General features: G+C 59.2%; 14 protein-coding genes. 4 read left to right on the forward strand and 10 right to left on the reverse strand.

The window, feature by feature from the left end; genetic code table 11:
• The first annotated feature begins 7 nt into the window (after positions 1–7).
• Positions 8–1,816, forward strand: a complete 1,809-nt coding sequence (gene oadA, locus ACIOZM_RS10900; protein WP_150649083.1) for a sodium-extruding oxaloacetate decarboxylase subunit alpha — start codon at positions 8–10, stop codon at positions 1,814–1,816.
• Positions 1,817–1,957: 141 nt separating this feature from the next.
• Here oadA and ACIOZM_RS10905 read toward each other — a convergent pair whose 3' ends face one another.
• Positions 1,958–4,111, reverse strand: a complete 2,154-nt coding sequence (locus tag ACIOZM_RS10905; RefSeq protein ID WP_401213167.1) for an autotransporter domain-containing protein — start codon at positions 4,109–4,111, stop codon at positions 1,958–1,960.
• Positions 4,112–4,311: 200 nt separating this feature from the next.
• Positions 4,312–7,278, reverse strand: a complete 2,967-nt coding sequence (locus ACIOZM_RS10910) for an autotransporter domain-containing protein (protein ID WP_401213170.1) — start codon at positions 7,276–7,278, stop codon at positions 4,312–4,314.
• Positions 7,279–7,517: 239 nt separating this feature from the next.
• On the opposite strand from ACIOZM_RS10910, the gene ACIOZM_RS10915 reads away from it, so the two are divergent.
• Entirely contained in the window at positions 7,518–8,870 is a 1,353-nt protein-coding gene (locus tag ACIOZM_RS10915) for a HipA domain-containing protein (protein ID WP_401213173.1), read from the forward strand.
• Entirely contained in the window at positions 8,867–9,145 is a 279-nt protein-coding gene (locus tag ACIOZM_RS10920; RefSeq protein WP_401213175.1) for a helix-turn-helix domain-containing protein, read from the forward strand. Before ACIOZM_RS10915 ends, ACIOZM_RS10920 begins: the two co-directional genes overlap by 4 nt.
• Positions 9,146–9,230: 85 nt before the next feature.
• Here ACIOZM_RS10920 and ACIOZM_RS10925 read toward each other — a convergent pair whose 3' ends face one another.
• From ACIOZM_RS10925 to ACIOZM_RS10935, 3 genes are read right to left on the reverse strand one after another with little or no spacing between them, the layout of a single operon-like run.
• Positions 9,231–9,902: a GNAT family N-acetyltransferase gene (locus ACIOZM_RS10925; RefSeq protein ID WP_401213177.1), complete on the reverse strand. Its 672-nt coding sequence runs from the start codon at positions 9,900–9,902 to the stop codon at positions 9,231–9,233.
• Positions 9,903–9,925: 23 nt separating this feature from the next.
• The gene (locus ACIOZM_RS10930; RefSeq protein ID WP_401213181.1) at positions 9,926–10,372 is read right to left on the reverse strand and encodes a GNAT family N-acetyltransferase; all 447 of its coding nucleotides are present in this window, start codon (positions 10,370–10,372) and stop codon (positions 9,926–9,928) included.
• A gap of 10 nt (positions 10,373–10,382) precedes the next feature.
• The gene (locus ACIOZM_RS10935) at positions 10,383–11,006 is read right to left on the reverse strand and encodes an FMN-binding negative transcriptional regulator (RefSeq protein WP_401213183.1); all 624 of its coding nucleotides are present in this window, start codon (positions 11,004–11,006) and stop codon (positions 10,383–10,385) included.
• A gap of 92 nt (positions 11,007–11,098) precedes the next feature.
• Between ACIOZM_RS10935 and ACIOZM_RS10940 the strand changes: the two genes are divergently transcribed.
• A complete protein-coding gene (locus tag ACIOZM_RS10940) occupies positions 11,099–12,652 on the forward strand; it encodes a PLP-dependent aminotransferase family protein (protein ID WP_401213186.1) in 1,554 nt (517 codons plus the stop codon).
• Positions 12,653–12,674: 22 nt separating this feature from the next.
• Here the strand turns inward: ACIOZM_RS10940 and ACIOZM_RS10945 are convergent, their stop codons facing one another.
• From ACIOZM_RS10945 to ACIOZM_RS10965, 5 genes are all read right to left on the reverse strand, one after another.
• A complete protein-coding gene (locus tag ACIOZM_RS10945) occupies positions 12,675–17,267 on the reverse strand; it encodes a dermonecrotic toxin domain-containing protein (RefSeq protein ID WP_401213188.1) in 4,593 nt (1,530 codons plus the stop codon).
• A gap of 133 nt (positions 17,268–17,400) precedes the next feature.
• Positions 17,401–21,990: a dermonecrotic toxin domain-containing protein gene (locus tag ACIOZM_RS10950; protein ID WP_401213191.1), complete on the reverse strand. Its 4,590-nt coding sequence runs from the start codon at positions 21,988–21,990 to the stop codon at positions 17,401–17,403.
• A gap of 146 nt (positions 21,991–22,136) precedes the next feature.
• On the reverse strand, positions 22,137–23,237 hold the full coding sequence (locus ACIOZM_RS10955) for a polyamine ABC transporter substrate-binding protein (protein ID WP_401213194.1): 1,101 nt from the start codon (positions 23,235–23,237) through the stop codon (positions 22,137–22,139).
• Entirely contained in the window at positions 23,234–24,259 is a 1,026-nt protein-coding gene (locus tag ACIOZM_RS10960) for a histone deacetylase family protein (RefSeq protein WP_401213198.1), read from the reverse strand. The genes ACIOZM_RS10955 and ACIOZM_RS10960 overlap by 4 nt, the downstream gene beginning before the upstream one ends.
• A 265-nt stretch (positions 24,260–24,524) precedes the next feature.
• Positions 24,525–25,523, reverse strand: a complete 999-nt coding sequence (locus tag ACIOZM_RS10965) for an AraC family transcriptional regulator (protein ID WP_401213201.1) — start codon at positions 25,521–25,523, stop codon at positions 24,525–24,527.
• Positions 25,524–25,611: the final 88 nt, after the last annotated feature.

The following is a 25,611-nucleotide window of genomic DNA, read 5'->3' on the forward strand; positions in this document are numbered from 1 at the left end:
TACAACAATGTCCAAGAAGATCTTTGTCACCGACACCATCCTGCGCGACGCTCACCAATCGCTGCTCGCCACCCGCATGCGCACCGAAGACATGCTGCCGATCTGCGACAAGCTCGACAAAGTCGGCTACTGGTCGCTGGAGTGCTGGGGCGGCGCGACGTTCGACGCCTGCGTCCGCTTCCTCAAGGAAGATCCGTGGGAGCGTCTGCGCCAACTGCGCGCGGCGTTGCCTAACACCCGTCTGCAAATGCTCCTGCGTGGGCAGAACCTGCTGGGCTACCGCCATTACAGCGACGACGTGGTCAAGGCCTTCGTCGCCAAGGCAGCGGTCAACGGCATCGACGTGTTCCGTATCTTCGACGCGATGAACGACGTGCGTAACCTGCGCGTGGCCATCGAAGCGGTGAAAGCTGCCGGCAAACATGCCCAAGGCACCATCGCGTACACCACCAGCCCGGTGCACACCATCGACGCGTTCGTTACCCAGGCCAAGCAGATGGAAGCCATGGGTTGCGACTCGGTGGCGATCAAGGACATGGCCGGTCTGCTGACCCCTTATGCAACCGGTGAACTGGTTCGCGCATTGAAAGCCGAACAGTCGCTGCCAGTGTTCATCCACTCGCATGACACTGCCGGCCTCGCGACCATGTGCCAGCTCAAGGCTATCGAGAACGGTGCCGATCACATCGACACCGCAATCTCCAGCTTCGCTTCGGGCACCAGCCATCCAGGTACTGAATCGATGGTCGCGGCGCTCAAGGGCACCGAGTACGACACCGGTCTGAACCTCGAACTGCTGCAAGAGATCGGCCTGTACTTCTATGCCGTGCGCAAGAAGTACCACCAGTTCGAAAGCGAGTTCACCGCCGTCGACACCCGCGTGCAAGTCAACCAGGTGCCTGGCGGGATGATCTCCAATCTTGCCAACCAGCTGAAAGAGCAGGGCGCGCTCAACCGCATGGGCGAAGTGCTGGCGGAAATCCCGCGCGTGCGTGAAGACCTCGGCTTCCCGCCGCTGGTGACCCCGACATCGCAGATCGTCGGCACCCAGGCGTTCTTCAACGTGCTGGCCGGCGAGCGCTACAAGACCATCACCAATGAAGTGAAGCTCTACCTGCAAGGCGGCTACGGCAAGGCGCCGGGCGTGGTCAACGAAAAACTGCGTCGTCAGGCGATCGGCAGTGAAGAGGTAATCGACGTACGTCCCGCCGACTTGCTCAAGCCGGAAATGACCAAGCTGCGTGCCGACATCGGCGCGCTGGCCAAGTCCGAAGAAGACGTGCTGACCTTCGCCATGTTCCCGGACATCGGGCGCAAATTCCTTGAGGAGCGTGCCGCCGGCACCCTGACCCCGGAAGTGCTGCTGCCGATCCCGGAAGCAGGCAGCGTGGCCTCGGCTGGCGGCGAAGGTGTGCCGACCGAGTTCGTCATCGACGTTCACGGCGAGACCTACCGCGTCGACATCACGGGTGTCGGCGTCAAGGCTGAAGGCAAGCGTCACTTCTACCTGTCCATCGACGGCATGCCGGAAGAAGTGGTGTTCGAACCGCTCAACGAATTCGTCAGCGGTGGCAGCAGCAAGCGCAAGCAGGCTTCGGCCCCTGGCCATGTCAGCACCACCATGCCGGGCAACATCGTTGATGTACTGGTCAAGGAAGGCGACACCGTCAAGGCTGGCCAGGCTGTACTGATTACCGAAGCAATGAAGATGGAAACCGAAGTCCAGGCTGCGATTGCCGGCAAGGTCACTGCCATTCACGTTGCCAAGGGCGACCGGGTCAACCCGGGCGAAATCCTGATCGAGATCGAAGGCTGAGATAACCGCCTCGATACAACGCTTTAAACCTCGGGGGGGCATGTGCTCCCCTTTTTTTTCGCCCGTTGGAAGCTGCCACAGGCTGAAATCTTCAAGATCAAAAGATCGCAGCGTGCCGCAGCTCCTACAGAATGCGTTTTGTCAGAACGCCATTCGCCATTGGCCCATTACGCCGTGGCTGCGGCTGTCGGTGCCGGCCTCGGCGGTGAGGCCAACGCCAACGGTGTGACGTGCCGAGAGGGTGAGATCCAGACCTGCATCGAGCATCAGGCTATTGCGATCTGTCTCGGCGCCGGCCACCTCAAAGCTTTTTCCTCCGCTCACCAATTGCTGACGTGTTTCGTTGGAGAGCTCGCCATAGGTGTGCTTCACGCTCGCACTCAAGCGCGGAGTCAGCTGCATGCCGTTGTCCAGACGATTGATTTTCGCAACGCGCAGGCCGAGGGTGCTGCTCAGATTGTCCTGAGTCTGGCCGTGCACTTTGAGCGCGGCATCGCCTCCTTTCTCGGTGTAATCATCACGTTGATAGCGCTGATAACCAAGGCTGGCGAACGGCTCGATGCTGACATTGCCTCGTCCGAGGTTGTAGCCGACTTCGGCAAAGGCTTGCTGGGTGTTGGCGTCGTAGTTGCTCTTGAGGCGGTCGCTGAATCCGCTGAACGCTACCCGGCGCTTGCCGCTTCCATCATGGCCAGCGTATGACGCGCCGAGCCGCAGCGCGAATGGTCCGTCCTGACGTACCGCGTAGGCGCCGAGGTGCCAGCTGTCGAGGTCGCCATCGAACTGCCGGGCATCCAGCCGGGTCTGCGATTTCGCGCCCATCAGGCCGACATGCCATTGCTCGTCGAGTCGCCAGTCGGCGCCCAGTACCAAGCCTTGGGAGGAATGTTTCAGGGTGTCGAAGTCGCGATCAACCTTGCCGCCATGCCCTAGAGCTTGCAGCCAGACCCGACCGGAACCTTCACCGCCAGCGGCCAGACTTGGCGCATTGGCTGATCCACTTGAGCCGTTGCGGTTATCCAGTTGATGCATCGCCGAGAGCATGCTGGCGCTGACCGGATTAATGCTGCTCAGGGTGGCGTTTGCGAGATTGGCGTTGCTGCCGGCAGCGAGTTGTTCAAGCGCCAGGCTCGCCGTTGGCTTGTTGGTACCGAGCAGCGCAGCAACAGCGGTGTTTGCACGGGGCGAGGCGCTGATGTTTTTTACCGGTTGATCAGTGGATTCGGGCTGTTGTGGCTGTTGCGGTTGGGAAGGTGGCAGAGGCTGCGAAGGTGTTTCTTCAATGCTTTTAGCGAGTGCCTGACTGCTATCTGTGGTCGCCAGTTGGTCGAGCGGCGTTTCATTTCGGGTGTAGGTCAAACCCACGAATTGTTTGTCGTATTTCAGCGTGGGTGTCATGTAGGCGAGGTTGTTTTCCACCGTGCCGAACTCGCCTACGACTGTGGCGGCGGTAAGGATCGTATGCTGACTGCTTTGCGGATAGTCACCAGCGGTGATCAGCTTGAGCGTCGCATCGCCAAGATTGGCCGTACCTTTGACGTCGATGGTCGGGCTCGCTCCGGATGCATCGACTGCGTACAGCAACACGGCCGTGCGGGACAGCGTCAGGTCTCTCTCGATCACGGGAGCGCCATACACCTGATCCACGGAAAAGCGCCCGTCAACCTTCAGTCCGCCAATCGCACCGCTGCCAGCGAAATGCCCGGTTTCGCTTACGCTGACATTCCCGTCGATAAAGCCCAAGTTGGTCAAATCACCACCGGCAAGAACAGTGGCGTTTCCGTTGATTTTGCCTTTGTTGATCAGGATTCCTTCAGTCAACGCCTGGCCGGTGATGGTTCCTTCATTGGAAAGTGAAGCTTTGGTTCGGACCAATGCGCCCATATTGAAGTCTTCGGTCCCGGTGCTGGTCCATTTGCCTTGCTTGACCTCCAGTCCATCGAAATTTCTGGTTTCGCCCAATATTCCCCCCTTGGCTGCATCCAGTTGCAGGACGTTGTTGCCGCCTCCACCGTCCACTAACCCGGCGAAGCTGCCGCGAGCTTGCAAGATGACAAGGTCATCTCGGTCGTCGAAGTGCTGGGATACACCATTGGTCGCAGGGATCTTTGTTTTAAAGGGAGGGTGTTTGAATGTGGTGTCGGCGTTGAGGAAGTTCTCGAGTATCTCGATCAGCTCTTCGGCTGGCGGCACCGGATCGGGAGGCTGCTGTGCCTGAGTGAGCTGGACGCAACCCAGCGTCAGCGCAATTGCCAAAGCCAGTTTTTGTGGTTGGTATCGGTGTTGAGCAGGCATCAAGTGCGGTCTCTTTTGAAATGAGACCGAACTCTAGGTTGATGACCCAGTGGGCCGATGTCAGCTACTTCCCACGGTATTGCGGGGCGAGGTCAGTGCGTTTTGCGGAAAATCGACGACGGCGCCGGATCGGGAGATTTTGCCCGACTGGAGCGGCGCCTTTTCCTATAACGTTTGCAGACGCCACCCGCTGGCAATAATCAGAAACTCATCTGCCACTGCCCAATCAACCCATGATTACGGCTGTTGCTGCCAATCTCTCCGCTATACCCCACGCCTAATGTATGGCGCGCCGAAATCCCCACATCCAGTCCCGCTTCCAGCACCAGACTGTCGCGATCCAGCGACGAGCCATCAACATTGAACGCAGTGCCGCCGACCACGAATGCCTGGCGCGTCGAACTGCTGACATCGCCATAAGTGTGTTTCCAGCCGACCGCCATGCGCGGGGTCAGACTCATGCCGTTGTCCAGGCTGCTGAGGTGCGCGAGGCGCAGGCCGAAGGTGCTGTTGAAGTTGTCCTGAGTCTGGCCGTCGACTTGCAACGCTGCGGCGCCACCCTTTTCCTGATAGCTGTCGCGGTGGTAGCGCTGGTAGCCGAGGCTGGCGAACGGTTCAGCGCTGAGGCGGCCGCTGCCCATGGCGTAACCGAGTTCGGCGAAGGCTTGCTGGCTGTCGGCGTCGTAATCACCTTTGGGCCGATCGCTGAAACCGTTGAACGCCACCGTGCGTTTGCTCTCGCCTTGATGGCCGCTGTACGCCGCGCCCAGACGCAGCGAGTACGGGCCGCTCTGACGCAACGCGTAAACCCCGGCGTGCCAGCTCTCGACATTGCCATCGACGCCGGTCGCGTCCAGATCGGTCTTCGAGTAACCGCCGAGCACGCCCAGACGCCATTGCGGCGTAAGCGACCAGTCGGCGCCGAGCACGCTGCCTTTAGTGCGCTGCTCCAGGCCACTGTTGCCGTGTTCGCCATCGAGCTTGCCGTAGCCGCCGATGGCTTGCAGCCAGAGGCGTCCACGGGCGTTCGGGTCGTTCAGGTCGTTCAGGTTACGTGCTTCGGAAGGTACGCCGTTTGCCGCGAGCACCGGAGTGTCGCGTTGATCCAGTCCAACCATCAGGCCCGGGCTGCCGCCCATTTGTTGCATTGCCGAAAGCATGCTGCTGCCGACCTGACTGCTGGCGCCGAGGGTGGCGCTGGTCAGGTTGGCGTTGCTGGCGCCAGCGAGTTGCTCGATGGCGGCGCCAGCACTGTTTTGGGTAGTGTTGAGCAATGCGTTGTACAGCGCATTGTTTTTGCCCATCGAAGCGAGGCTGTTGGCCGCGTTGCTGCCGTTGCCGGTGACGGCAAACTCATTGAACGCTACGTCGTTGCGGGTGTAGGTCAGATCGACCTGAGTCGGGGTGTAGGCGAGTGTCGGCGTGAGGAACGCGTAGTCGCTGGTGACTGTGCCGAAAGTGCCGTTGACCCGCGCCGCTTGCAGCACGGTGTATTGGCTCTGCCACGGATAAGTGCCGGTGCCAGAATTGATCGCCAATGTTGATCCATTGAGATTGGCCGTGCCGCCGACGATCACCGGGGCACTGCTGCCGTCGGCGTTGACGCCGTAGGAGAGGGTCGAAGCGCTGCCCATGTTCAAATCCTGAACGATGGTTGCCTGGCCGAGGCTGGTGTTGGTGCGCAAGGTGCCGTTGACGTTGAGATTGCCGACCGAGCCGCCACCGGCATACACGCCGCCAGCATCTACGGTCAGAGTGCCGGCAATACCGCCCTGATTGATCAGTGTCGCGCCGTTGCGCACCGCGCCGCCGTCACTGAAATCACCGCTGCCAGTAAGGGTCCACGCACCTTGCTTGACCTCCAGCCACTCGAAGTTGCGACTGGCACCGAAGCTGCCGCCCGCTGCGTCGTCCATCACCACCTGATCGTACCCGCTGCCGCCATCGACCACGCCGACGAAGCGGCTGCCATTCTTCAGGGTCAGGCTGTCGTTGCCGCCGCCCAGATCCAGCGCCAGGCCATTGCTGCCGCTGATGGTGCCGCCGTTGATCACGCTGTCGGCGAACTCGCCGATGAACTTCACACCGAAACCGTCGAGGCCCTGAATCGTGCCGAAGTTTTCCAGCGTGGTGGCCCCGACTCCGGAGCCGCCGCTACCGTCGTCCACCAGAATTGCCGCGTTGGCGCCGCTGATCAGCGCACCGCTGGCGTTGTGAATGTAACCGCCGCCTAGTGCGATGCCTTCGCTGCCATTGGCGAAACCGCCCTTGTCCACGCCACCGGCGCCGACGCCTTGAATCGTGCCGTAGTTTTCGATGTGGGCGATCTTGTCGATATCCACGCCATCGCCGTCGCCATTGGGTTGCAGCCCGGAGTAGGCACCCGTGATGGTGCCGTGGTTGATCACTGTGCCGTCACCATCGGAGCCAAAACCGGAACCGTTGCGCCCGGTGATTTGCCCATAGTTGACCAGCGTTGCACCGAGGTCGGTGGTGATGCCGTGACGGCCGCCGGAAATCACCCCGTAGTTGGTCACGCTGACACCGCTTGCGGAGTCGATATCGATGCCGTCGAATTTTTCGTCGGCGTTGTGCGAGTCGCCGGTGGAAATCTCGCCGTAGTTGGTAATCGTCGCATTGGCGCCGGTCTTCATACCGTCACTGGCATCGCCGCGAATCAGCCCGCCCGCGCGGTTGATGATCGTGGTTTTGACCCCGTCACTGCGCAGCGCATCCAGATCCAGCGCCTGGCCGGTGGTCGAGCGAATGATGCCGCTGTTGTCGATCAACAGACTGCCGCTGACGAAATTGCTGTCGATGCGCAACGCATCATTGGAACCGAGAATCTGCCCGCCACTGCGGTTGTAGATTTTGTAGTCACGCGCCTTGGTCAGGTCTCCGCTGCTGTCGATGGCCCGGCCACCGCTGGAGATGATCTTGCCCGAGTTATCGATCACCACACCGACGCCGTTGGTGCTGTCCTTCAGGCTTACGGCCTTGCCGCTGTTGGTGATACTGCCCGGCGCCGAAACCGTCAGCGTGTCGCTACCGCCCAGGGTTTGCGAGGCGGTGGTGGCGGTATCGATCTGCACGGTTTTGCCGTGGGCGATGTTGGCAGTCATCAGCAGGGCAATGGCGAGAGACAGACGCTGAGGCGGGAAGGGCATGGGGGGACGGCCTTTTTGTTATAAGCGGGGCGTCCTGTATAGCGGAGGGTTTTTACAAAATGATGTCTAAAGTGTGATTGATCACATCTGCATTATTTTGCGTTTTGATGGAGGATATAAACAGCGTATCTGCATTTTGTTGCAGATCAATCATGTCATGTTGAACTAAAAATGCACTATATTGCATTTAAAGCCAAACAAAGGCTGCGTGAAATGCATTTCAGTGCAGGTGGAAAACCATGTACAACCTGACATTACAGATATTCACCGCTGGCCAATGGCAAGACGCCATGGTCTTGAGTTTCGACAATCCTGAACAGGGGTTCGAAAGTCGCTGCAGTTTTGGTTACGAGACCGCTTACCTGGTCGATAACATCGACGATATAGGATCTCGTTTTTCCAAGGCTGTGAGTGCGCGGTTCCCACTGGATTGGGAAGGACGGCGGTCCGGCACACCCGCGTTTGTACATGACATTGCGCCGGCAGGCGCCGCCAGAAGGTTTCTCTTGGCACGCTTGGGAAACGAGAAACCTGTAAACATCAGCGCTGACCTTTATCTGCTCGGCCGGAGCACTCCGGCACCCATCGGCAACATGCGGATAAAAGAGTCGGCCGAGGCTGTGGATGAGCGTAAGCCAATCGGATTCCAGCGCGAGGATGTCATCAATCGTGACAACCGTTTTCTGGAGTACGCCTATGAACTGGGCGCGGCGATTGGCGGTGCCACAGGTGCTGGCGGGGAAGCTCCGAAGTTGCTGCTCGTCGAGAACCGTGCCGGCCTTTTGTATCCCGACGCGGTACTGGCTGATGAAGAGGTCAGTCAGCACTGGTTTGTGAAGTTTGCTCGAAACAAAGGAGGCCTGACTGATCAGGATATCCTGCGAAGCGAATTTCATTACTACAGGGCCTTACAGACACTCGGTATCGAAACGGTCGCTGCAGCAGGTCTGGCATTGGAGGAAGCGAGTAAACCCAGTCTGTGGATGCAGCGCTTTGATCGCATTGCGGCGGACGGGGAAGTAAGGCGTTTGGCTGTCGAGTCGATTTACTCGTTGGCTGAGGTAACAACGCCAGGCAGCGCAATGAACCATATGGATGTCATCCGCATGCTCGCCGGACTCTGGCGCGAGGCGGGTCAGGCAAGTCAGATTCCGACGCTCGTTGCGGACTATCTACGCCGGGATTTGATCAACAAAATCCTCGGTAATTCTGATAACCACGGCCGTAATACCGCAATCATCCGGCAAGCCAACACGTTTCGCCTGGCGCCCATTTATGATTTGGCACCCATGGTCATGGATGACGAAGGCGTGACCCGTTCGACCAAATGGCCAAAAGAGCTGGAGCGGGCGGGAAATGTCGATTGGCGTGGAGTTTGCCGCGCACTTGCAGATATTGCTGATCCAGATGATCCATTGGCTGCGTTGGCTGACGCGCCCGACTCATTCGAGCGCTTGCGCGGGGATGCACAGCGCTTGGCTGCACTTCCCGATATTCTGACTGCCAGCGGTTTGCCGGATCGAACCATGAACCATCCGAGCATTGCATTGAAGAATCTGGAGCAACGTTTGAAAGAGTGGGATCTGAAATGAGCATGACCGTTGCCGAGCGCACTGTGCTCATCGAGAACATTCAAGAGGCACTGGCACAAGGAACCCTGGAGATCGGTGAAGCGGTTCGCCGTTTGCGCGTTGAAGTGACGGGATTGCATCAGACCCAGTTCGCGAAAATGTGCAAAATCTCGGTACGCACGCTGGTGCATATTGAGCATGGCGAAGGTAATCAGACGTTGAAGTCACTGAATGCCGTGTTTCGCCCCTTTGGACTGAAAATGGGCGTAGTGCGAATTCGCCGGGACGTTAACTGAAGATCAAAAGATCGCAGCCTTCGGCAGCGCCTGCACAAGACAAATGCAGGCGCTGCCGAAGGCTGCGATCTTTGCTTTTACAGGCTTAAGCGCGGCACTCGACCAAGCCTTTCACCTGCCCGTCAGGCGTCTGATTTTCGTCGGACAGCCACTGCTCGAACCCCGCCGCAATCGCCGGCCATTCCGAATCCAGAATCGAGTACCACGCGGTATCGCGGTTCTCGCCCTTGACCACCATGTGCTGGCGGAATACGCCTTCGAAGCTGAAGCCCAGGCGTTCGGCGGCGTATTTGGAGCGGGCGTTGCCGTTGTTGCATTTCCATTCCAGGCGCCGGTAGCCCAGCGCGAAAGATTCCTTGGCCAGCAGGTACACCGCTTCGGTGCTTTTCGGTGAGCGCTGCATCGGCGCGCCGAAGGTAACGTGGCCGATTTCGATACGGCCCTGCGCCGGGACGATCGACATAAGGCTGAGGATGCCTTGCACCTGACCCGTGACGCGGTCGATGACGCTGAAGAAATACGGATCGCTGCTGGCCGCGTTGTTGTTTAGCCAGTCATTGAAAGCGCTGCGCTCGGGGAACGGGCCGTAAGGCAGGTAGTTCCACAGTTTCGGATCGGCATCGGGACCTTCGAGGGCTTTGAACAGATCGTCGCCGTGGCGTGCAGGGTCAAGTCTTTCCAGACGGATGAAGCGGCCTTCGAGCAGTGTGGTCGAGGGCGGCGGTACGCCTTTCCAATCGGCGAGTGAGGTGGTCATGGCGCGATTTTCCTTGAAGAGTCTCAGATGGCTTTGCGGAACTGGATAAACCCCGGGCGTTCGGCGATGCGCTCGTAGAGCTGGATCGCCGTGGCGTTGGTTTCGTGGGTCAGCCAGTGGACTTTGCAGCATCCGTCAGCCTTGGCGGTGGCGTAGACGTGTTCGATCAGCAGGCGACCGACGCCAGTGCCACGGGTTTGTGGCGCGACCAGCAGGTCTTGCAGATAGCAGGAGTTTTCAATGCTCCAGTTCGAACGATGGTAGATGAAATGCACCATGCCCACGGCTTTGCCATCGGCCCAGGCGAGCGCGGCGTGGGTCGGTTCGCCCGGGTCGAGAAAACGCTGCCAGGTGCTGTGCGTAACGGCGTCCGGCAATTCGGTGTTGTAAAAGCGCAGGTAGGCCTGCCACAGCGGCAGCCAGGCGGCGTGGTCGCTGGCGGTGACCGGGCGGATGTCGATTTGACTCATGGTGATTTCCTTAACGCATCAAGTGGGCGAGTGTCTGGTCGTTGATCTCGGGGCTGGCGGCCAGTCCTTCGCGCACTCCGGTGATGTCGGCGTCGCTGCGGTTCTGGCTGAGCTTGCGTTTGCCTTCGAGACGGTCGATGGGAATCGCGAAACCGACAATGGCCTTGAGCATGCCGTCGATGTAGTCGGCGGGCGCATCGTCAACCTTCCACGGTTGCGCGCGGCCGGCTTCATGGCGGTCGGTGAGAGTGCTGACGATGTCGAGCAGGCGTCCGCCATCGCTGAAGGTTTCGGCGTGGCCATAGGCGTGCACGGCGACGTAGTTCCAGGTCGGCACGACTTTGCCGTGCTCGGCCTTGCTCGGGTAAAAGCCCGGGCTGACGTAGGCGTCGGGGCCGGCAAAGATCAGCATGGCTTCGGCGCCGTCGCGCAGGTCTTTCCACTGTGGATTGGCTTTGGCCAGATGTCCGTAGAGCGTGCCGTTCTCACCTTGTTCGCGATGCAGCAGCACCGGTATGTGGCTGGCTTGCAGGCCCTGTTCGCCGTGGGTCACCAAAATGGCGAGGCGAGTGGCGAGGATCAATTCGTGCAGTTGCGACAAATCGTCGATGGCAAAGGCGCGGGGCGTGTACATGGAGAAATTTTCCTTGGCGAATGCCTGCATCCTAGGCAGGCTATTGGTCTGTTGTAAGAGCCATTGATGACCAATTTCATAGGTCCATTGTCATGCCCGAATCCACCACGCCAGCAATGCCGTTCAATCCGGCCGGGATTGAACTCGACCGCCGTCAGGGCCTGAGCCTGCAACTTTTCCAGGCACTGCGCCTGCGCGTGCTGGATGGGCGACTGGGCAGTGGCACCCGACTGCCGGCCAGCCGTGATCTGGCGGCGGCGTTGGGTATTTCGCGTAATAGCGTGGTGCGCGCCTACGATCAACTCTATGCAGAGGGGTACATCGAGGGGCGTGTCGGTGACGGAACCTATGTGGCGCAACTGCCGCAAACACAACCTGCGGCAAAAAAACTATCCACAAAACTATCCACAGGGTTTTCAACAGGCTTACCCACAGCCTTATCCACAAAATCGCCAAATACACCTGGGATTTTATCCAGTAAAGTTATCCACAGCAGTGCTTTACAGACCCTCGAACACAACCATTTACCGACGCCACCGAGCGGCCCGCCGCGCGCTTTTCGGGTGGGCGTGCCAGCCTTCGATCTGTTCCCATTCGACGTCTGGGCCAAGCTCAACGCGGCTTTCTGGCGAAAACCGGCTTTGCAGCAGTTGTGCTACGGCGATCCGGCGGGGGACGAGCGACTGCGTGGATTGATTGCCGCTTATTTGCGCAGTTCCCGGGGCATGCAGTGCTCGGCTGAGCAAATTGTGATCACCAGTGGCGCTCAACAGGCCATTAGCCTTTGTGCACAGCTGCTGGTGGAGCCGGGCGCGGTGGTCGGCATCGAAAATCCCGGCTATCGGGCAGCCGGCCATGCCTTTGCCGTGGCGGGAGCGCGGTTGCACGGGGTGCCGGTGGATGAAGAGGGCATTGATTGCGCGGCACTGGCGAATTTGAGCGATTGCCGACTGGCCTATGTCACGCCGTCACATCAATATCCGACAGGGGTGGTCATGAGTCTGGCGCGGCGACTTGAGTTGCTGGCCTGGGCGGAGCGCAATCAAGGCTGGATCATCGAGGACGACTACGATGGCGAGTATCGCTACAGCGGCGCACCGCTGGCGCCTTTGGCAGCGCTGGATCGCGAAGGTCGGGTGCTCTACGTCGGGACGTTCGGCAAGGTGGCGTTTCCGGCATTGCGCCTGGGTTATCTGGTGTTGCCGGCCGGGCTGGTACAGGCCTTCGCCCGACGCCGGGCGGTGGATGTGCGGCATTCCGAAGTCAGCACCCAAGCGGTGATGGCCGAGTTCATGGCGGCCGGGCATTTCCAGCGGCATATCCGTCGTATGCGCCGTGCTGCGTTGAGTCGGCGCAATTGCCTTTTGGCGCATTGGCCGAAGGATGTTGACGGTGTCGGAAGCCTGCCTGCCGTGGCCGCCGGGCTGCACCTGACCGTCTCGGTGAGCAGCCTTGTCCGCGAGCGCGAATTGATCGCCAAAGCGCAAAGTGTCGGAGTCGAGGTCAATGGCCTGAGCAACTACTGGTTACCCGACTCCCACACTCCGGCAGATCAACGCGCCGGATTGGTTCTTGGTTTTGCCGCCGTGCCGGAGGCGGATATTCAAGTTGCGCTGGCACGGTTGCGCAGTGTCTGGTGCAAATGATTCAGCCAGCGCTTCTTGCGCTTCAATCGACCTTTTCATCCGGGTGGAGAAACAGATCCAGTACCTTTGGATGGACGATCCTGCGCAGCACGTTATCTACCGCATCGAAGCTTTCCAGTTCCTGACGCGTCTTGGCGGGCAACTCCTGCAGAAAGTTGTCGGCAAATTTGAGGTGTGCAGCGGTGAACTGGTCGTCGGGGTCGGTCAGGGCGTCGTAATGAAAGTGCGCAACCCACAAAGGCTTGTTCTGGCGTGCTTTGTCGAAAACCCGGTACTCCTGAAAATAGTCTTTGCGCTGTTTGGTGCGGATTCGTCCCCGCGGGTCTTTGTTGATCTGCACCAGATCGTGATCGTGTAGCCATTGCAGGTAGCTCTCCCTGGGCTTGCGTCCTGTGAGCATGGCGCCATAGACATTGACGCCTTCACGGCGCATTCGGATTGCTGCGTTGCGTAGCTCGGAGCTCAAGCTGGCCACTGGAAACTCTGCGTGTCTGCGGGCGAGCACGGCATCAACATTGGCAGCAGCGTGATCAAGACGAGTTGCCTGTTGATCGAACAGGTCTTTCATGTCCGCCGGAATACGCGAAGGTCGCTGGGCATCTGTGCGCAGGCGTTTAATGATCGGATCAAGCTCATTGACCATGGTCATGGCATTGCCAATCAGCGCTTCATCGCCTGGCGTTGGCGCCGGTATCGGGCGTCGGGCGGTGCTCTTGACGATGGGCATCTCTTCGAGTGCTGGTGATGTTTCGGTGGACGCCGCTTTCTGCGTTTCAATAATCCGCGGTCTGGACTTGTTCACCTTACCGACTGCACGTGAAGTGGAAGGCGTCGGCTCCAGTCTGGCCATCGCGGCAGTGGGTATTTCTTCCGGCTCCGGCAGCAGTTCAAGCAGGCGATGCCGCGCTTGCTGATGGAACTCCGCAACCAGTTGCTGAACCCGCTGGAAGCGGCTGGTTTCCAGTTGCGTGGACGAACTGGTGAACAGATCCTGTAGCCGATGTTCGGCATCTGCCAGGCGGTCTACCAATACGATGAGCTGCTCGATGCTCAGGTTCGGGTTTTTCACTGCTCTCGTGATACCGGCGCGGCTGAACAGTGTGTGGCCTGCGTCGGCGGCGCCATCGAAAACCGGAATGATCAGTTGCCGTAACGGCTCCAGCGTACTGTCCGGTGCATCACGCAACGAGAGCTCGATGGACATGCCGATTTCATTCGCCTGCAAGTCATGGCGCGAAAGTGCGGGCATCAGTCTTTGCAACTCTGCCGCCACTTTGCGGGTAGTGCCAGTGTGATGGTTCAGCCGTTCCTGTGAAGTGTGCAGCAGAGTGAGGCGCTCGATCATTTCATCGCTCACAGCGATGGCTTTGCGCGCAGCTTCCATTTGTATCGGGCGTGCTCGGGTTTCGGCTGGTTCCAGAGCGCTGAGTTGCGGCGCGACGATCCTTGCATACTCGCGCAACTTCATACGCATCCAACCGTTCAGGTAGCGATTCTGTTCGATCGTCAAACGCATCAGTTGTGCCTGATAAAAGACGCCTGCGCCACCGGCTTCACGCCATTTTTCGAGATCGAGCAGTGCCTGGCTGTAACCGCTGGCCAATGTGTCGGACTTACTGATGTAAGTGGCGATATCTTCTTCAGACATCGCGGCAGAGAGGTCATTGTGTTCCGGCAGCCGCAGGGCTTCATCCAGATCGGCCTTGTTGGTGGCTTCCTGTTCCATGAACCGATGCAGTGCGGCCCAGGCCTCGTCCTTGCGTTTGATTTTCTCGCGGCGCAGGGTTTCGATTCTTCCCGTCGGGCCGCCGCCGCGTAGCCGCAGTTTCAGTTCCCAGTGCCAGTGCCGGGATTGCGCGTCGAACTTCACGCACAAGCCCGGGTGTGTGGCGGCATTTGGATCGAGGACGAATACTGGCTCATCTGGTTCGGCACTGACTTGAAACCAGCGCTCACCGACTTTGGCGTATTGCTTGCCCGCGAATTCATAAAGGTGGTCGGTATTGGCTATGGCCCCCTCGGGCAGATTCGGCCTGGGTACTTTCAAGCGTTCGATGGTTTGCAAAAACGCCGCATGTGCGTTGATCCGAATCAGCGTCACTGGAGCCAGGGTGGAGGAGTGTGTATCAGACAGGGGGTCTGTCAGCGACATGGTGTCGTGAATGGTGACAGGTGCCTTGCGCTGGGGTTGCGTGACGAGACGCGGCTCATCGGCAAGTGCGCGCTTGAAGACAGCTTCCTCAATCAACGGACTTGATAGCCGCAGGCGTCGTACCGCAGTTCTTTGCGCAAGCAAGATACCCAGCGTCAGCAACACATCACCGATTGAAGACCATTCACCGGACGTGTCGCCTGCGGCATGGGCATCCAGCGCTTGCTGAATCTGATTGATGGTTTGCCAGACCCAGACCGCGGCACCCGCCGGGCCACTGAGAAAATTGGTTGCCACACCAAACAGCGCCCAGCCGCTGTCCGCCAGCAATGCCCAGCGGCGCTCGGCGTTGGAAGTCGATTGGCGGTCGGCAAGCTCGACCATCGCCAGGCTGTTGTTGTCGAAAAGAGTCGAGCAAATATCGCCGCTCAAGTGCGCTTTCGCGAGACTGACGGCGGCGCTCAGGTCCAAGTGACGGAACGGGTCGAAAGCCAGGTCGGCAATGACCCAGGGCGATGGCAAGCCACTGGAAAATACATACTGAGCGTATTCGAAACTCAAGGCGCGGGTCGGCAGCCAGGCCAGCACCGAATCACGCAATTCGCCCGGCTGGTAAAACGCATACAACATGTTTTGTTCGGACGGAAACTGGCGTAGCGGTTGATCCAGCAGAGGGCGATAAAGCAGGCAAGGACCGCTCGCGCCTTCGCGCGGGCTGATGATGTACATGTTCGCGATAGTGTCGGGCGTACTGCCGCGCCGAAAATGCGGGATGAATGCCAGCGGCCGGATCTGTGCCTGCCACTCGGCAGCAGGTGTGTGAGCGGTGATCGAGGTCATCAACTGACAGACCTGGCGGTAACCCTGCTCGTCGACATCACCTTGCTGCTTGAGTTTGCACTCCAGCGCCAGCACCGGCAGGAGCATCGGCAGTTGACGGCTATAGCGCAGCTTGTGCCGCCGGGCCTGTTGCGGATCGTCGATCAGGGTACTTTTGATCAGCTTCGGATAGTTCTCGCCGATGTTGATCTCGCTGGCAATCCGCAACAGAAACTTGCTCGTCATCCAGTCTGGAGTCAGTGCTCCATCGACATATGCCACCTTTGCGAGGTAGGGCGAAGTGTTGTGCAGGGCGAACTCGCCCAGGCTCTGGACTCTGACCTGACGTGGATCGGGCAGGGTGAAACCACCGACTTCGAAGCTCTGAGTAACGGTGATCCGTACATCGTCGAGGCGCAATAGCGTAGCGTCTGCTCCTGTCCGTTCGGCGATGATGGCGGCGCGCATTTGCTGTTGCGCATAGTCCATGATCAGCGGCACAGGGCTGCTGTCGAAAACATCGCTGGCGGACTCGCCTCTGAGCTTGCCCAGAGCCGTCAGGTAGCCGCTGTAGGCCTGAATGTCTTCCAGCGAACCCTTCATCAGCCATTCAGGTATCGCACTTTCAAGCTGTTCGATGTGCGCGGTGATCTGAGTGTCGCTTGCGTTGCTGTCCTGCCGTATCGCGAGCCCTTTCGCGGGTGAGCGACTTGCCGGATCAAGGGCATCGATGGAGTCGACCTGGCAGCCCACCAATGCCCAGACCATTGCATCAAAAATATTGCCCTCGGGCTCATAAAGCCGCCACTTCAAGCCTTGTCCTCTGAGGTCGAGGTCAATGCGGCCGGGCAGGGTGGCTCCCAGCTGCGCCATGGAGCCGAAAGATTCACAACCCTCATCGATGGTATACAGCGTGATCAACTCACGGCTGCCCAGGGTCGCAGTCAGAACCAGAGCCCCGGTCAGCATCAGGTGACGGGTCTGGCTACTTTCCGCAAGGTCAAAGACGACATCGATGTCTATCAGGCTGGCGCGTATGTTTACCAGACCCGCATGGGTAGCGGCGCGTAGAGCCTTGTCCGGGAACTGCGAAACGTGGCGTGCCAGAGCACACTCGTTTGCATCCCAGCCATCTACCGACTGAACGTGCAGCGACTGTTGCAGGGTGTCCGATAACTGTTGCCAGCGCGGCACTGTGTCGACGGCTGCGTTCCAGTAGTCCAGTTGGCTTTGCGCGAATCCGACGAATAACGCCGGGGCATGATCATTCAATATCGTGGTGACGGCGTCCATGCTGATCGGCAAATGCACAGGTTCGCTGGCCCGAGGGGTCAGGGTCAGGAAGTGTTCGCCTTCGATGTAGTTGGCTGTGACCCGGGTAAAAGCCAGACGTGCCAATACGTGGGTCAGCGATTCGAACTGGTTGCCGTGGCTTACCAGATCGTCACCCTGGCGATGCCAGACAGGCGACATCAGCATGGTTTTGTCCGGGTCGAGCGATTGCTGGGGAAACCTTTGGTTCAGGGCTTTGCGCAGCAACTGCGCGGCAGCGTCATGCAGGGTCGGGCCGCCGCTGGATTGCTCGACGAGTCGGCTCTTGTTCAGCAGCGGTGGGGCGATGTCTGTGCGAGTTGTTTCTGGCATGGGATCGGTACCGGTTGGGTGGGCGATGCGGCATTTGCCGTCTGCAACCGAAAGTACCGAGATGCCTGTCCACTCAGGTGGTAGATATATATAGGTTGAAAAAACGAGCCCGTCCCAGCCGGGCTCGTGAGGTTCAGGCGTTTAATCGATGGAAGAACAAGGCATCGGCCTGAGCGTGACTTATGGTGCTGCGATGAATCGCGATCAGCTCCTGATTGCTGCGGTTCTCGCGCGCGACGTAGGCACCGCCCAGTCGTCGTTGCTCGACAGTTTTCAGATGCGCAGCGGTGAATGTCGGCAATGGATCGGTGGCCCCTGCGTAATGGAAATGCGCGTACCACAGGACCTTGCCCGTCGGTTTGTCGAGGATCGGATACTCCAGCAGATAATCCTTGCGCGGGCCTTTGAGTCGACGGCGTTCGGAGGCACTGTCGATGGTCACTTCCCCCTTGCTGTACAGCCATTCGACCCGTGCCGCCGTCGGGGCCTGCTGTTTGGTAATTTCGATTCTCGCGGCGCGACCCCGGGCGTAAAGCGTTGTGGCCTCTGCGTCGAGCGACTGCTGCAATACAGCTGCGGAGGCGATTTTGCTGGCGGTATGGTTCCCCGCAGTCAGGGCCTGATCGATTTTCTCCATGGCCTCACGCAGGCGCGCTGCATGCAGATAGTAAATCTCCTCGATCTCTGTCGGATTGCGCTGTGCCCGCTCGATGTGCGCCTGGGTACGTCTTTTGAAGGCGGATACGCCATCGAGCAACTCTTGCCCGGCTTGCAGGGATTTCGGCAGATCATGGTTCGGCCTGGCAGAGGTCAGCGGTTTGGCGGGAACCCTTTCGACCCAGGTGCCCGGGGATTTTTCGTGAAAGGTCGCAATAACCTTTCCGGTCAACGGCGCCACCACGTCTACCAGATGGCTGTCCTGGCCGTCAGCGCCGCGACGCGGCTGACCAACCAGCGTGCCCTTGTAACGTGTCTTGATGATTTTTTTCGCAGGGGTGACCGGCGATTTCGACGGTCCGGCGACCGGCTCCAACAGACGCTGGTCACGCAGCAGGCTCGACAGCTGTTGTACGGCGTCCTGATGGAACTCGGCGACATGCTCTTTGATTTGATCGAGTTGTTCCGGTACTACCTGCTGGGGGTACTCGGTCAAAAGATCAGCGAATCGCTGGTCGATGACATCGAACTGCTCCACCAGATTATTCATCGCCTCTACGCGTTCGCCGAGCTGATTGAAACTCTGCTCAGAGCCCAGATCCAGGACACTCTGGATGTTCAGCGAGGCATCTTCGATAAGAGATTCGAGGGCCAGTCGTGCGCCTGCGTGCGTGGATGCCGGGTCGGCCTTGAGGCATAGCTCCGACCCCAGTGTGATTTGCAGCAGCTTCAGGTCTTCCAGTGAAAACGATGGCAGCCTGGCTTTGTACTGGCGACTGATCTCGACCGCCTCTTTACCCAGCAGCATCATTTGCGCGAAGCGTGTGTGGGCGAACCGGATTTTTTCGATAAGCCTCTTTGTCAGGTTGGACATGCTCTCAAAGGGCGCATAGCGATCAGCAGCGGGTGTGCTGACATTTGATTCCAGCAGCGCGAGAGTTGCCTCCAGGTTTTCGCGGAACGCCGGGAACGTCTCATCGATCCATGATTGCATCAGAAACAGTTGCAAAGAAAACCGGTCGAGCATGGCGGTGCGGTAGTTGGGTACCGCTTCGAGAATGTTCAGCTCTTTCAGGCTCTCGATGTGTGTGCTGTAGTCGTTGATCTGAGTGTCGAGCGTATCGAGAAACTGCTGGCGGGCGCTTGCGGCATTCTCGGGGGTGGCCTCCAGCATGCTGCGCCGGACATTGACCAGGTCGTTGCGCTTGTCTTCCAGACTGGCATCAAAGACGGCAATGTCCTGTTTCTTCTTGCGCAGAAGCTCTGCGTTCTTTTCCTGTAATTGCTTGAGCCGACTTTTGAGGCCTCCGGCCCGCAGCCGCAGTCGCAGATCGACAAACCATTCGCCGCGCGCATTGCCGACCAGCAAGGGACCTGTGCGTCTTGATTGTTGGCGCGTGTCGATGATCTGAACGTCATCGTTGTCATTTACCGCGACTTCGAACCAGCGAGCCCCTACCGGTGCAAACCATTTCTGACCGTTGCTGTGCAGATACCGGTGTAGGCCTTCGGTTGCAGGCGCTGTCAGTTCTTCTGGACGGCTGATTTTCAGGCTGTCGAGCACGGTGGCTAAATCGGTTGGTGAGTTCTCCAATGCGCCGATGGCGTGCAATGACAACTCGTGATTGTGCGGCAGTTTATGCTCGGCTATGTCTGGTAGCCGGGCGATGCTGATGCGGCCAGGGACAATGGACTCGTTGGCCGTTTGCGGTTTTTTCTTGAGGAGGGCCGCGCCGCGTTGTGGTGTCTTGCGTGTTGCAGCGCGATGGGCGAGCGCCATGCCGAGCGACAAAAGGATATCGGTCAGTGCTGTCCAGGCGGGTTGTTGCTGCTCCTGGCCTTCGGCGATCTCTTGTAGATTGTCCATGATCTGCCAGATCCACGCCGCCGTGCCGACACCGCGTCCGAGAAACGGTAATGCCGCGTTGAAAAGTGCCCAGCCACCTCGTTTCAACGTCGCCCAACGGGCTTCGGCGTTGGACACGGAGTCACGATCAGCCTGAGTGATCAGCGCTTCGGCGTTGGCCAGGAACAAGCTTCCCGGTACGTCGTGTTCAAGCACGCGGTTGCCCAGCGAAACGGTACCGGCGAGATCAGGCGACAGTTTCGGGTCGATCAACAGTTGCGGAATGGTCCATACCGAAGGCAGTGCACCGGGGAAGACATATTGTGAATAATTGAAGCGCACGCTGTCCGGTAGCCAGGCGAGCACTGACTGACGCAATGTTCTCGAATGCCTGATGGCGTACAACAGATTCGCCGTAGACGGGTATTGCAACAGCGGCGCATCAAGTAGTGGGCGGTAAAGCAGGCAGGGGCCTTTGTCTGCGTCGCGCGGGCCGATCACAAACATGTTGACCACTTCGTCCGCGTTGTCGCCAGTGTGGCCGTCGATAACGAATGCCAGTGCGCGGATCACGATCTCCTGCCCATCGACTCGCCGCTCCGTCGGTTCTGCGGCCAGCGCTGCCACGACGTACTGGTAACCCTGTTCATCGAGGCCTGCCTCGCCACGAATTTTGTGTTGCAGCGCCAGTAACGGCAGCTCAACGGGCAATTGGCGACAGTAGAGCTGGCGTAGATGTGTGGCCTGGGTCTGGTCTTCGATCAAACTGTTTTTGAGCAGGGCCGGGTAGGTTTTACCGATGTCCGCCGCAGTGACCAGGTTTTCCAGATATGCCGGGGTCATCCATGAGGGGGTTGGTGTCACACCGTCCCGGTAGTGCACGGACTTGTTACCCAGTGGCAAGCCCGCAAGATTTTGCAGTGCCAGCTCTACCAGTGACAGCGTCAAAGTCTGCTCATGCTCCGGCGGGACGAAGGTACCCCAGACCACCAGGCTGGTAATGGTCATCTCGACGTCTTGCAATCTGGCATTGCGGGCTGGTGCCCGGCTGATCGCTTTGTTCAGCTCGGTCAGGGTGAACACCTGGATGCCGGGGACTTCTTCTTGAAAAGTCTTGCCTGCGTTTTGTTGTTGTATCGCGACAAGATCGAGCAAGTGACGGCTGTAGCGGGACTGGTCGGCCGGAGCGGCACTGGCCAGCCATTGCGGCAGTGGGTGCTCCCGGCCGGTCAAGCGCGGTGACGGTTGCTGCGCTGTAGCGTTCGCGCCATCGCCTGCGCCAAGGTGCGGAACAAATGCCGAGCGATCGGGACGCTGGAAAAAGTCGATGTCACCAATTGCCTCGGCTTCCAGCGCAATGAGCGTACACGCTTGCTGATCAAAGAAATTCCCCAGCGGTTCGAACAACCGCCATTTCACGTCCATTGATTCGCCCTGCGCTCCAAGTGGCAATTGCAGCGATTTTTCCAGTCCGGCGAAGCTGTCGAAACGTCGAAAGCCCTGTGTGATCGAGTGCGTGATGATCAGCGTGCGTTGACCGAGGGTACCCACCAGAACGGCGACTTCGAGAATGTTGAGGTGCGCGCGGGCAGAGGCAGAGCCTGCATCCAGATCAAGGTCGATCAGGTACGCGCGGGTCCGGTAGGGATCGCTGGGCGTTCGTGCGGTTTTATCCGGATTGGTGAACACGGCTCGCGCCATCGCCTGCTCATCAGTATCCCAGCCGTTGTCAGCGCTGACATTCCACAATTGCTGCAAGCTGTGCGAGAGCTGGTGCCAGCGCGGCATGGAAGAGCCGAACGGGTTATTCCAGTAGTCGATCTGCTGTTCCTGCAAGGCTCTGAACAGTAACGGCGCGAACTCGTTGAGCACGGCACCGACTGCTTCGATCTCCACCGCAAGCTGGATGGAAAGCTCATTACGCGGTTGTTGGGTGAGGAAATGTTCGCCGTCGATGAAGGTTACTGCAGTACCTGAAAGGGCAAGTCTGACCAGCACATCAGTCAGCGATTCGAACTGGCAAGGACCTGCTTCGATCCCGTCGTTGTTAATGATCCAGGTGGGCGTGGCGACCATGGTCCGTGTCGGATCGATGGACAGTAGCGGGTACATTTTGGCGAGTATCGGGATCAGCGTGTTGGAGGCGACTTCGGTAAGTGAGGGGCCGCTCACCAGTTGGGTGAGTACATCGACAGCGCTGGGCGTGGTGCTTTCGGGCATGACCATATCCTTGTCTGATGTGACGGCCGCTGCGATATGCAGCGCCGGACCAAGGCAAGGTAGGGCAGCGACTTCGGCGTCGGGCGGTACATAAATATTGCAGGCAAAAAAAGACCCGCCGAAGCGGGTCTTTGACTGGGTGAGCCTCAGGTCCCGGACTTGATTTTGGTCCACGCCCGGGTGCGCGCACGTTCGGCGTCACGCGGCAGCGGCTGTAGGGTATACAGCGTGCTCATCGCGGCATCGGTCGGGTACAGATTGGGGTTGTTGCGGATCGCCGGATCGACCAGTTCGGTGGCGTCCTTGTTCGGATTCGGATAACCGACAAAGTCGCTGACCGGTGCAATCACCGCAGGTTGCAGCAGGTAGTTGATGAAGGTGTAGGCGTCCTCGGTGTTCTTCGCGCCCTTGGGAATCGCGAGCATATCGAACCAGATCGGCGCGCCTTCCTTCGGCAAACGCATGTCCACCACCACGCCGTTCTTGGCTTCCTTGGCACGGTTGGCGGCTTGCGAGAAGCTGCCGGAATAACCGACCGCCACACAGATGTCACCATTGGCGATGTCGGCCATGTACTTGGATGAATGGAAGTAGGTTATGTACGGACGAATCTTCATCAGCAGTGCTTCGGCCTTGGCATAGTCCGCCGGGTTCTTGCTGTTCGGATCGAGGCCGAGGTGTTGAAGGGCCAGCGGCAGAATCTCCGACGGCGAGTCGAGCAGGGCGACGCCGCACTGCTTGAGCTTGCTGATGTTTTCTTCCTTGAAAATCAGATCCCAACTGTCCACCGGAGCGTTGTCACCCAGCGCAGCCTTGACCTTGGCCGGGTTGAAACCGATCAGGATGGTGCCGTACATGTACGGCACGGCGAATTTGTTGCCCGGGTCGTTGGCCTCGATCAACTTCATCAGTTTCGGATCGAGGTGATTCCAGTTCGGCAGCTTGCTGCGATCCAGTGGCTGGAACACCCCGGCTTCGATTTGCTTGGCGAGAAACACGTTGGATGGCACCACCACGTCGTAGCCGGAGTTGCCGGTCAGCAGCTTGGCTTCCAGCGCTTCGTTGGTGTCGAAGATGTCATAGATCAGTTTGGTCTGGGTGTTCTGCGCCTTGAAGTCTTCCAGCGCCTTTGGCGTGATGTAGTCGAACCAGTTATAGACGCGCAGGGTGCGTTCTTCGGCGTGGACGGCGCTGCTCAGAAACGCGGCGCACAGCGCCGGGGCGATGAAGTGCTTGAGTCGGCTCATTGTTCAAAACCTTCCAGCACGTTCACCGCGTTGATGCCGATTTCTTCCACCGCGTAGCCGCCTTCCATGACGAACAGCGTCGGTTTGCCCAGCGCGGCGATACGCTTGCCCATCGCCAGGTAGTCCGGGCTGTCGAGCTTGAACTGCGAGATCGGATCGTCCTTGAACGTATCGACACCCAGCGACACCACAATGATGTCGGCGCCGTAGTTGTCGATCTCGTTGCAGGCCTGATCCAGCGCGGCGCTCCAGGTGTCCCAGCCGGAACCGGCCGGCAGCGGATAGTTGAAGTTGAAGCCTTCACCGGCGCCTTCGCCCAGTTCGTCTTCGTAGCCGAGGAAGAACGGGAACTCCGCTTCCGGATGACCGTGAATCGAGGTGAACAGCACGTCGCTGCGCTCGTAGAAAATCGATTGCGTGCCGTTACCGTGGTGGTAATCGACGTCGAGGATCGCGACCTTCTTGTGGCCCTGATCGATGAATGCCTGCGCAGCGATGGCGGCGTTGTTGAGGTAGCAATAACCGCCCATCAAGTCGCCAGCAGCGTGGTGTCCCGGTGGTCGGCACAGGGCAAAGGCACTGCGTGCTCCACGTTGTATTTCGGCTTGTGCGGTCAGCGCTACTTGCGCCGCGCTATAGGCCGCTTGCCAAGTGCCGGCAGTGATCGGTGCGCCGCCGTCGAAGCTGTAATAACCGAGCTGGCCGTGCAGGCTGGTTGGTTTGATCTGGCGCAAGGTGCGTGCCGGCCAGGTGTAGGGCAGCAGGTCTCCGTCGGTTTCGAGTTCGGCCCAGCGTGCCCAGGCACCCTTGAAGAAGTCGAGATAGTCGCGGCTGTGGATGCGCGCGATCGGTTCGAGGCCGAAGTCTTTCGGCGCCTCGACCGGACCGAGTTCCTGGTGCTTCACGCGTTGCAGAACGTGGTCGGCGCGCGACGGCATCTCGAAGCAAGGCTTGAGTTGCCCGTCGATCAATTCGCAGCGGCCATGGTGCAGGTGGTGATCGTCTGAGTAGATCGTCAGCATTTGTTGTTCTCCGCAGGGCTGATTCGGTTGACCCCAGTGTTGCGGCGCGAGGCGAATCGGAGAACGGCAGGAAAGGCCAAAAGGGGATCGATATGGCCAAAACGTTTGACCGGAATTCGCTCCTTTATGAGGCAAGCCTGTCTCGGTAATGGACGCGAACACAAAACCTGTGGGAGCTGGCTTGCCAGCGATAGCGGAGTGTCAGGTGACATCAATGCTGGCTGTGCCGACCTCATCGCTGGCAAGCCAGCTCCCACAATTTTGCTTATCCGTGTGGCCGGAACTGGCTCGGCGCAACACCGCTCCAGCGCACGAAAGCGTGGCGGAAGCTCGCGGTCTCGCTGAAACCCAGGGTTTCGGCGATGCGGTAGATCGGCAACTGATCCTCGCACAACATCTGCTTGGCCCGTTCGAAACGCAGCTCGTCGAGCAGTTCCTGATAGCTGCTGCCCATGTCCTTGAGGTGCCGGCGCAAGGTGCGCGGCGAGCACTTCATTTGCTGCGCCAAGCCCTCAAGGCCCGGTGCCGCATTCAACTGGGCACTGAGCAATTGGCGAATCCGCCCCAGCCATGCCTGGCGCCCGGTGAATTCAGTGTTCTGCTTGCGGCAGCGCTCGGCCATCGCCTGATGGGTGATCACGTCGGCCAGCGGCAGCGGTTGATCGAGCCAGCACCGGTCGAACGCGAAGGCGTTGTCCTTGGCAGAAAAATGCACCGGGCAGGCAAAATGCTCGGCATAACTTTCGCGATATTGCGGTGCGACATGTTCGAGGCGTGCCGCCAGCAACGGCATTGGATGCCCGAGCAAGTCATCGCAAATGACTTTCAGCGATACCAGACAGAACTCGGCATTGAACACCGCCATCGCCGGACTCTCACGGTAGTCGGCGGCGACGAACCAGACGCGCTCGCCGTCGTCCTCCAGACTCAACTCGAAAAGTGTTCCCAGCAGCGCCGGATAACGGATCGCCAGGCGTAAAGCGTCACCGAAGGTGGCACAGGTGAGCAGTGCGTAACCAAGTATGCCGTAGCAGGAAACGTGCATTCGCTGGCCCAGTTCCAGACCGATATCGTGCTTGAGTGCGACGGCGTTGGCGCAGACCTGCATCTCCTGATTAGTGGTGATGCGCGTGTCCGCCCGGCTAAGATCGGCTGCGCTGATGCCGCTGCCGGCCAAAAGCATGTCACTGCTGGCCTCTTCGTTGCTGAACGCATTGAGCACCAGAGAGACGGCGTTCAAGGTCGTGAGGTGAGAGTGGAGCATGGACGGTCCTCGCCATGGTTGAGCATTGAATGCAGCAAGTAGCGTGCCGCGCCTCGGCGGCGCAGCATAATGGCTGCGCCGCCGCGGA

Origin of the sequence: Pseudomonas sp. NPDC087346, from assembly GCF_044744235.1 — a bacterium.
Classification (GTDB): Bacteria; Pseudomonadota; Gammaproteobacteria; order Pseudomonadales; family Pseudomonadaceae; genus Aquipseudomonas.

What these genes read in the sequence shown, in the direction of transcription:
- oadA (WP_150649083.1), top strand. Translation starts at nt 8, where the DNA reads ATGTCCAAGAAGATCTTTGTCACCGACACCATCCTGCGCGACGCTCAC.
- ACIOZM_RS10940 (WP_401213186.1), top strand. Translation starts at nt 11,099, where the DNA reads ATGCCCGAATCCACCACGCCAGCAATGCCGTTCAATCCGGCCGGGATT.
- ACIOZM_RS10930 (WP_401213181.1), bottom strand. Translation starts at nt 10,372, where the DNA reads ATGAGTCAAATCGACATCCGCCCGGTCACCGCCAGCGACCACGCCGCC.
- ACIOZM_RS10905 (WP_401213167.1), bottom strand. Translation starts at nt 4,111, where the DNA reads ATGCCTGCTCAACACCGATACCAACCACAAAAACTGGCTTTGGCAATT.
- ACIOZM_RS10965 (WP_401213201.1), bottom strand. Translation starts at nt 25,523, where the DNA reads ATGCTCCACTCTCACCTCACGACCTTGAACGCCGTCTCTCTGGTGCTC.
- ACIOZM_RS10960 (WP_401213198.1), bottom strand. Translation starts at nt 24,259, where the DNA reads ATGCTGACGATCTACTCAGACGATCACCACCTGCACCATGGCCGCTGC.
- ACIOZM_RS10945 (WP_401213188.1), bottom strand. Translation starts at nt 17,267, where the DNA reads ATGCCAGAAACAACTCGCACAGACATCGCCCCACCGCTGCTGAACAAG.
- ACIOZM_RS10955 (WP_401213194.1), bottom strand. Translation starts at nt 23,237, where the DNA reads ATGAGCCGACTCAAGCACTTCATCGCCCCGGCGCTGTGCGCCGCGTTT.
- ACIOZM_RS10910 (WP_401213170.1), bottom strand. Translation starts at nt 7,278, where the DNA reads ATGCCCTTCCCGCCTCAGCGTCTGTCTCTCGCCATTGCCCTGCTGATG.
- ACIOZM_RS10915 (WP_401213173.1), top strand. Translation starts at nt 7,518, where the DNA reads ATGTACAACCTGACATTACAGATATTCACCGCTGGCCAATGGCAAGAC.
- ACIOZM_RS10935 (WP_401213183.1), bottom strand. Translation starts at nt 11,006, where the DNA reads ATGTACACGCCCCGCGCCTTTGCCATCGACGATTTGTCGCAACTGCAC.
- ACIOZM_RS10925 (WP_401213177.1), bottom strand. Translation starts at nt 9,902, where the DNA reads ATGACCACCTCACTCGCCGATTGGAAAGGCGTACCGCCGCCCTCGACC.
- ACIOZM_RS10920 (WP_401213175.1), top strand. Translation starts at nt 8,867, where the DNA reads ATGAGCATGACCGTTGCCGAGCGCACTGTGCTCATCGAGAACATTCAA.
- ACIOZM_RS10950 (WP_401213191.1), bottom strand. Translation starts at nt 21,990, where the DNA reads ATGCCCGAAAGCACCACGCCCAGCGCTGTCGATGTACTCACCCAACTG.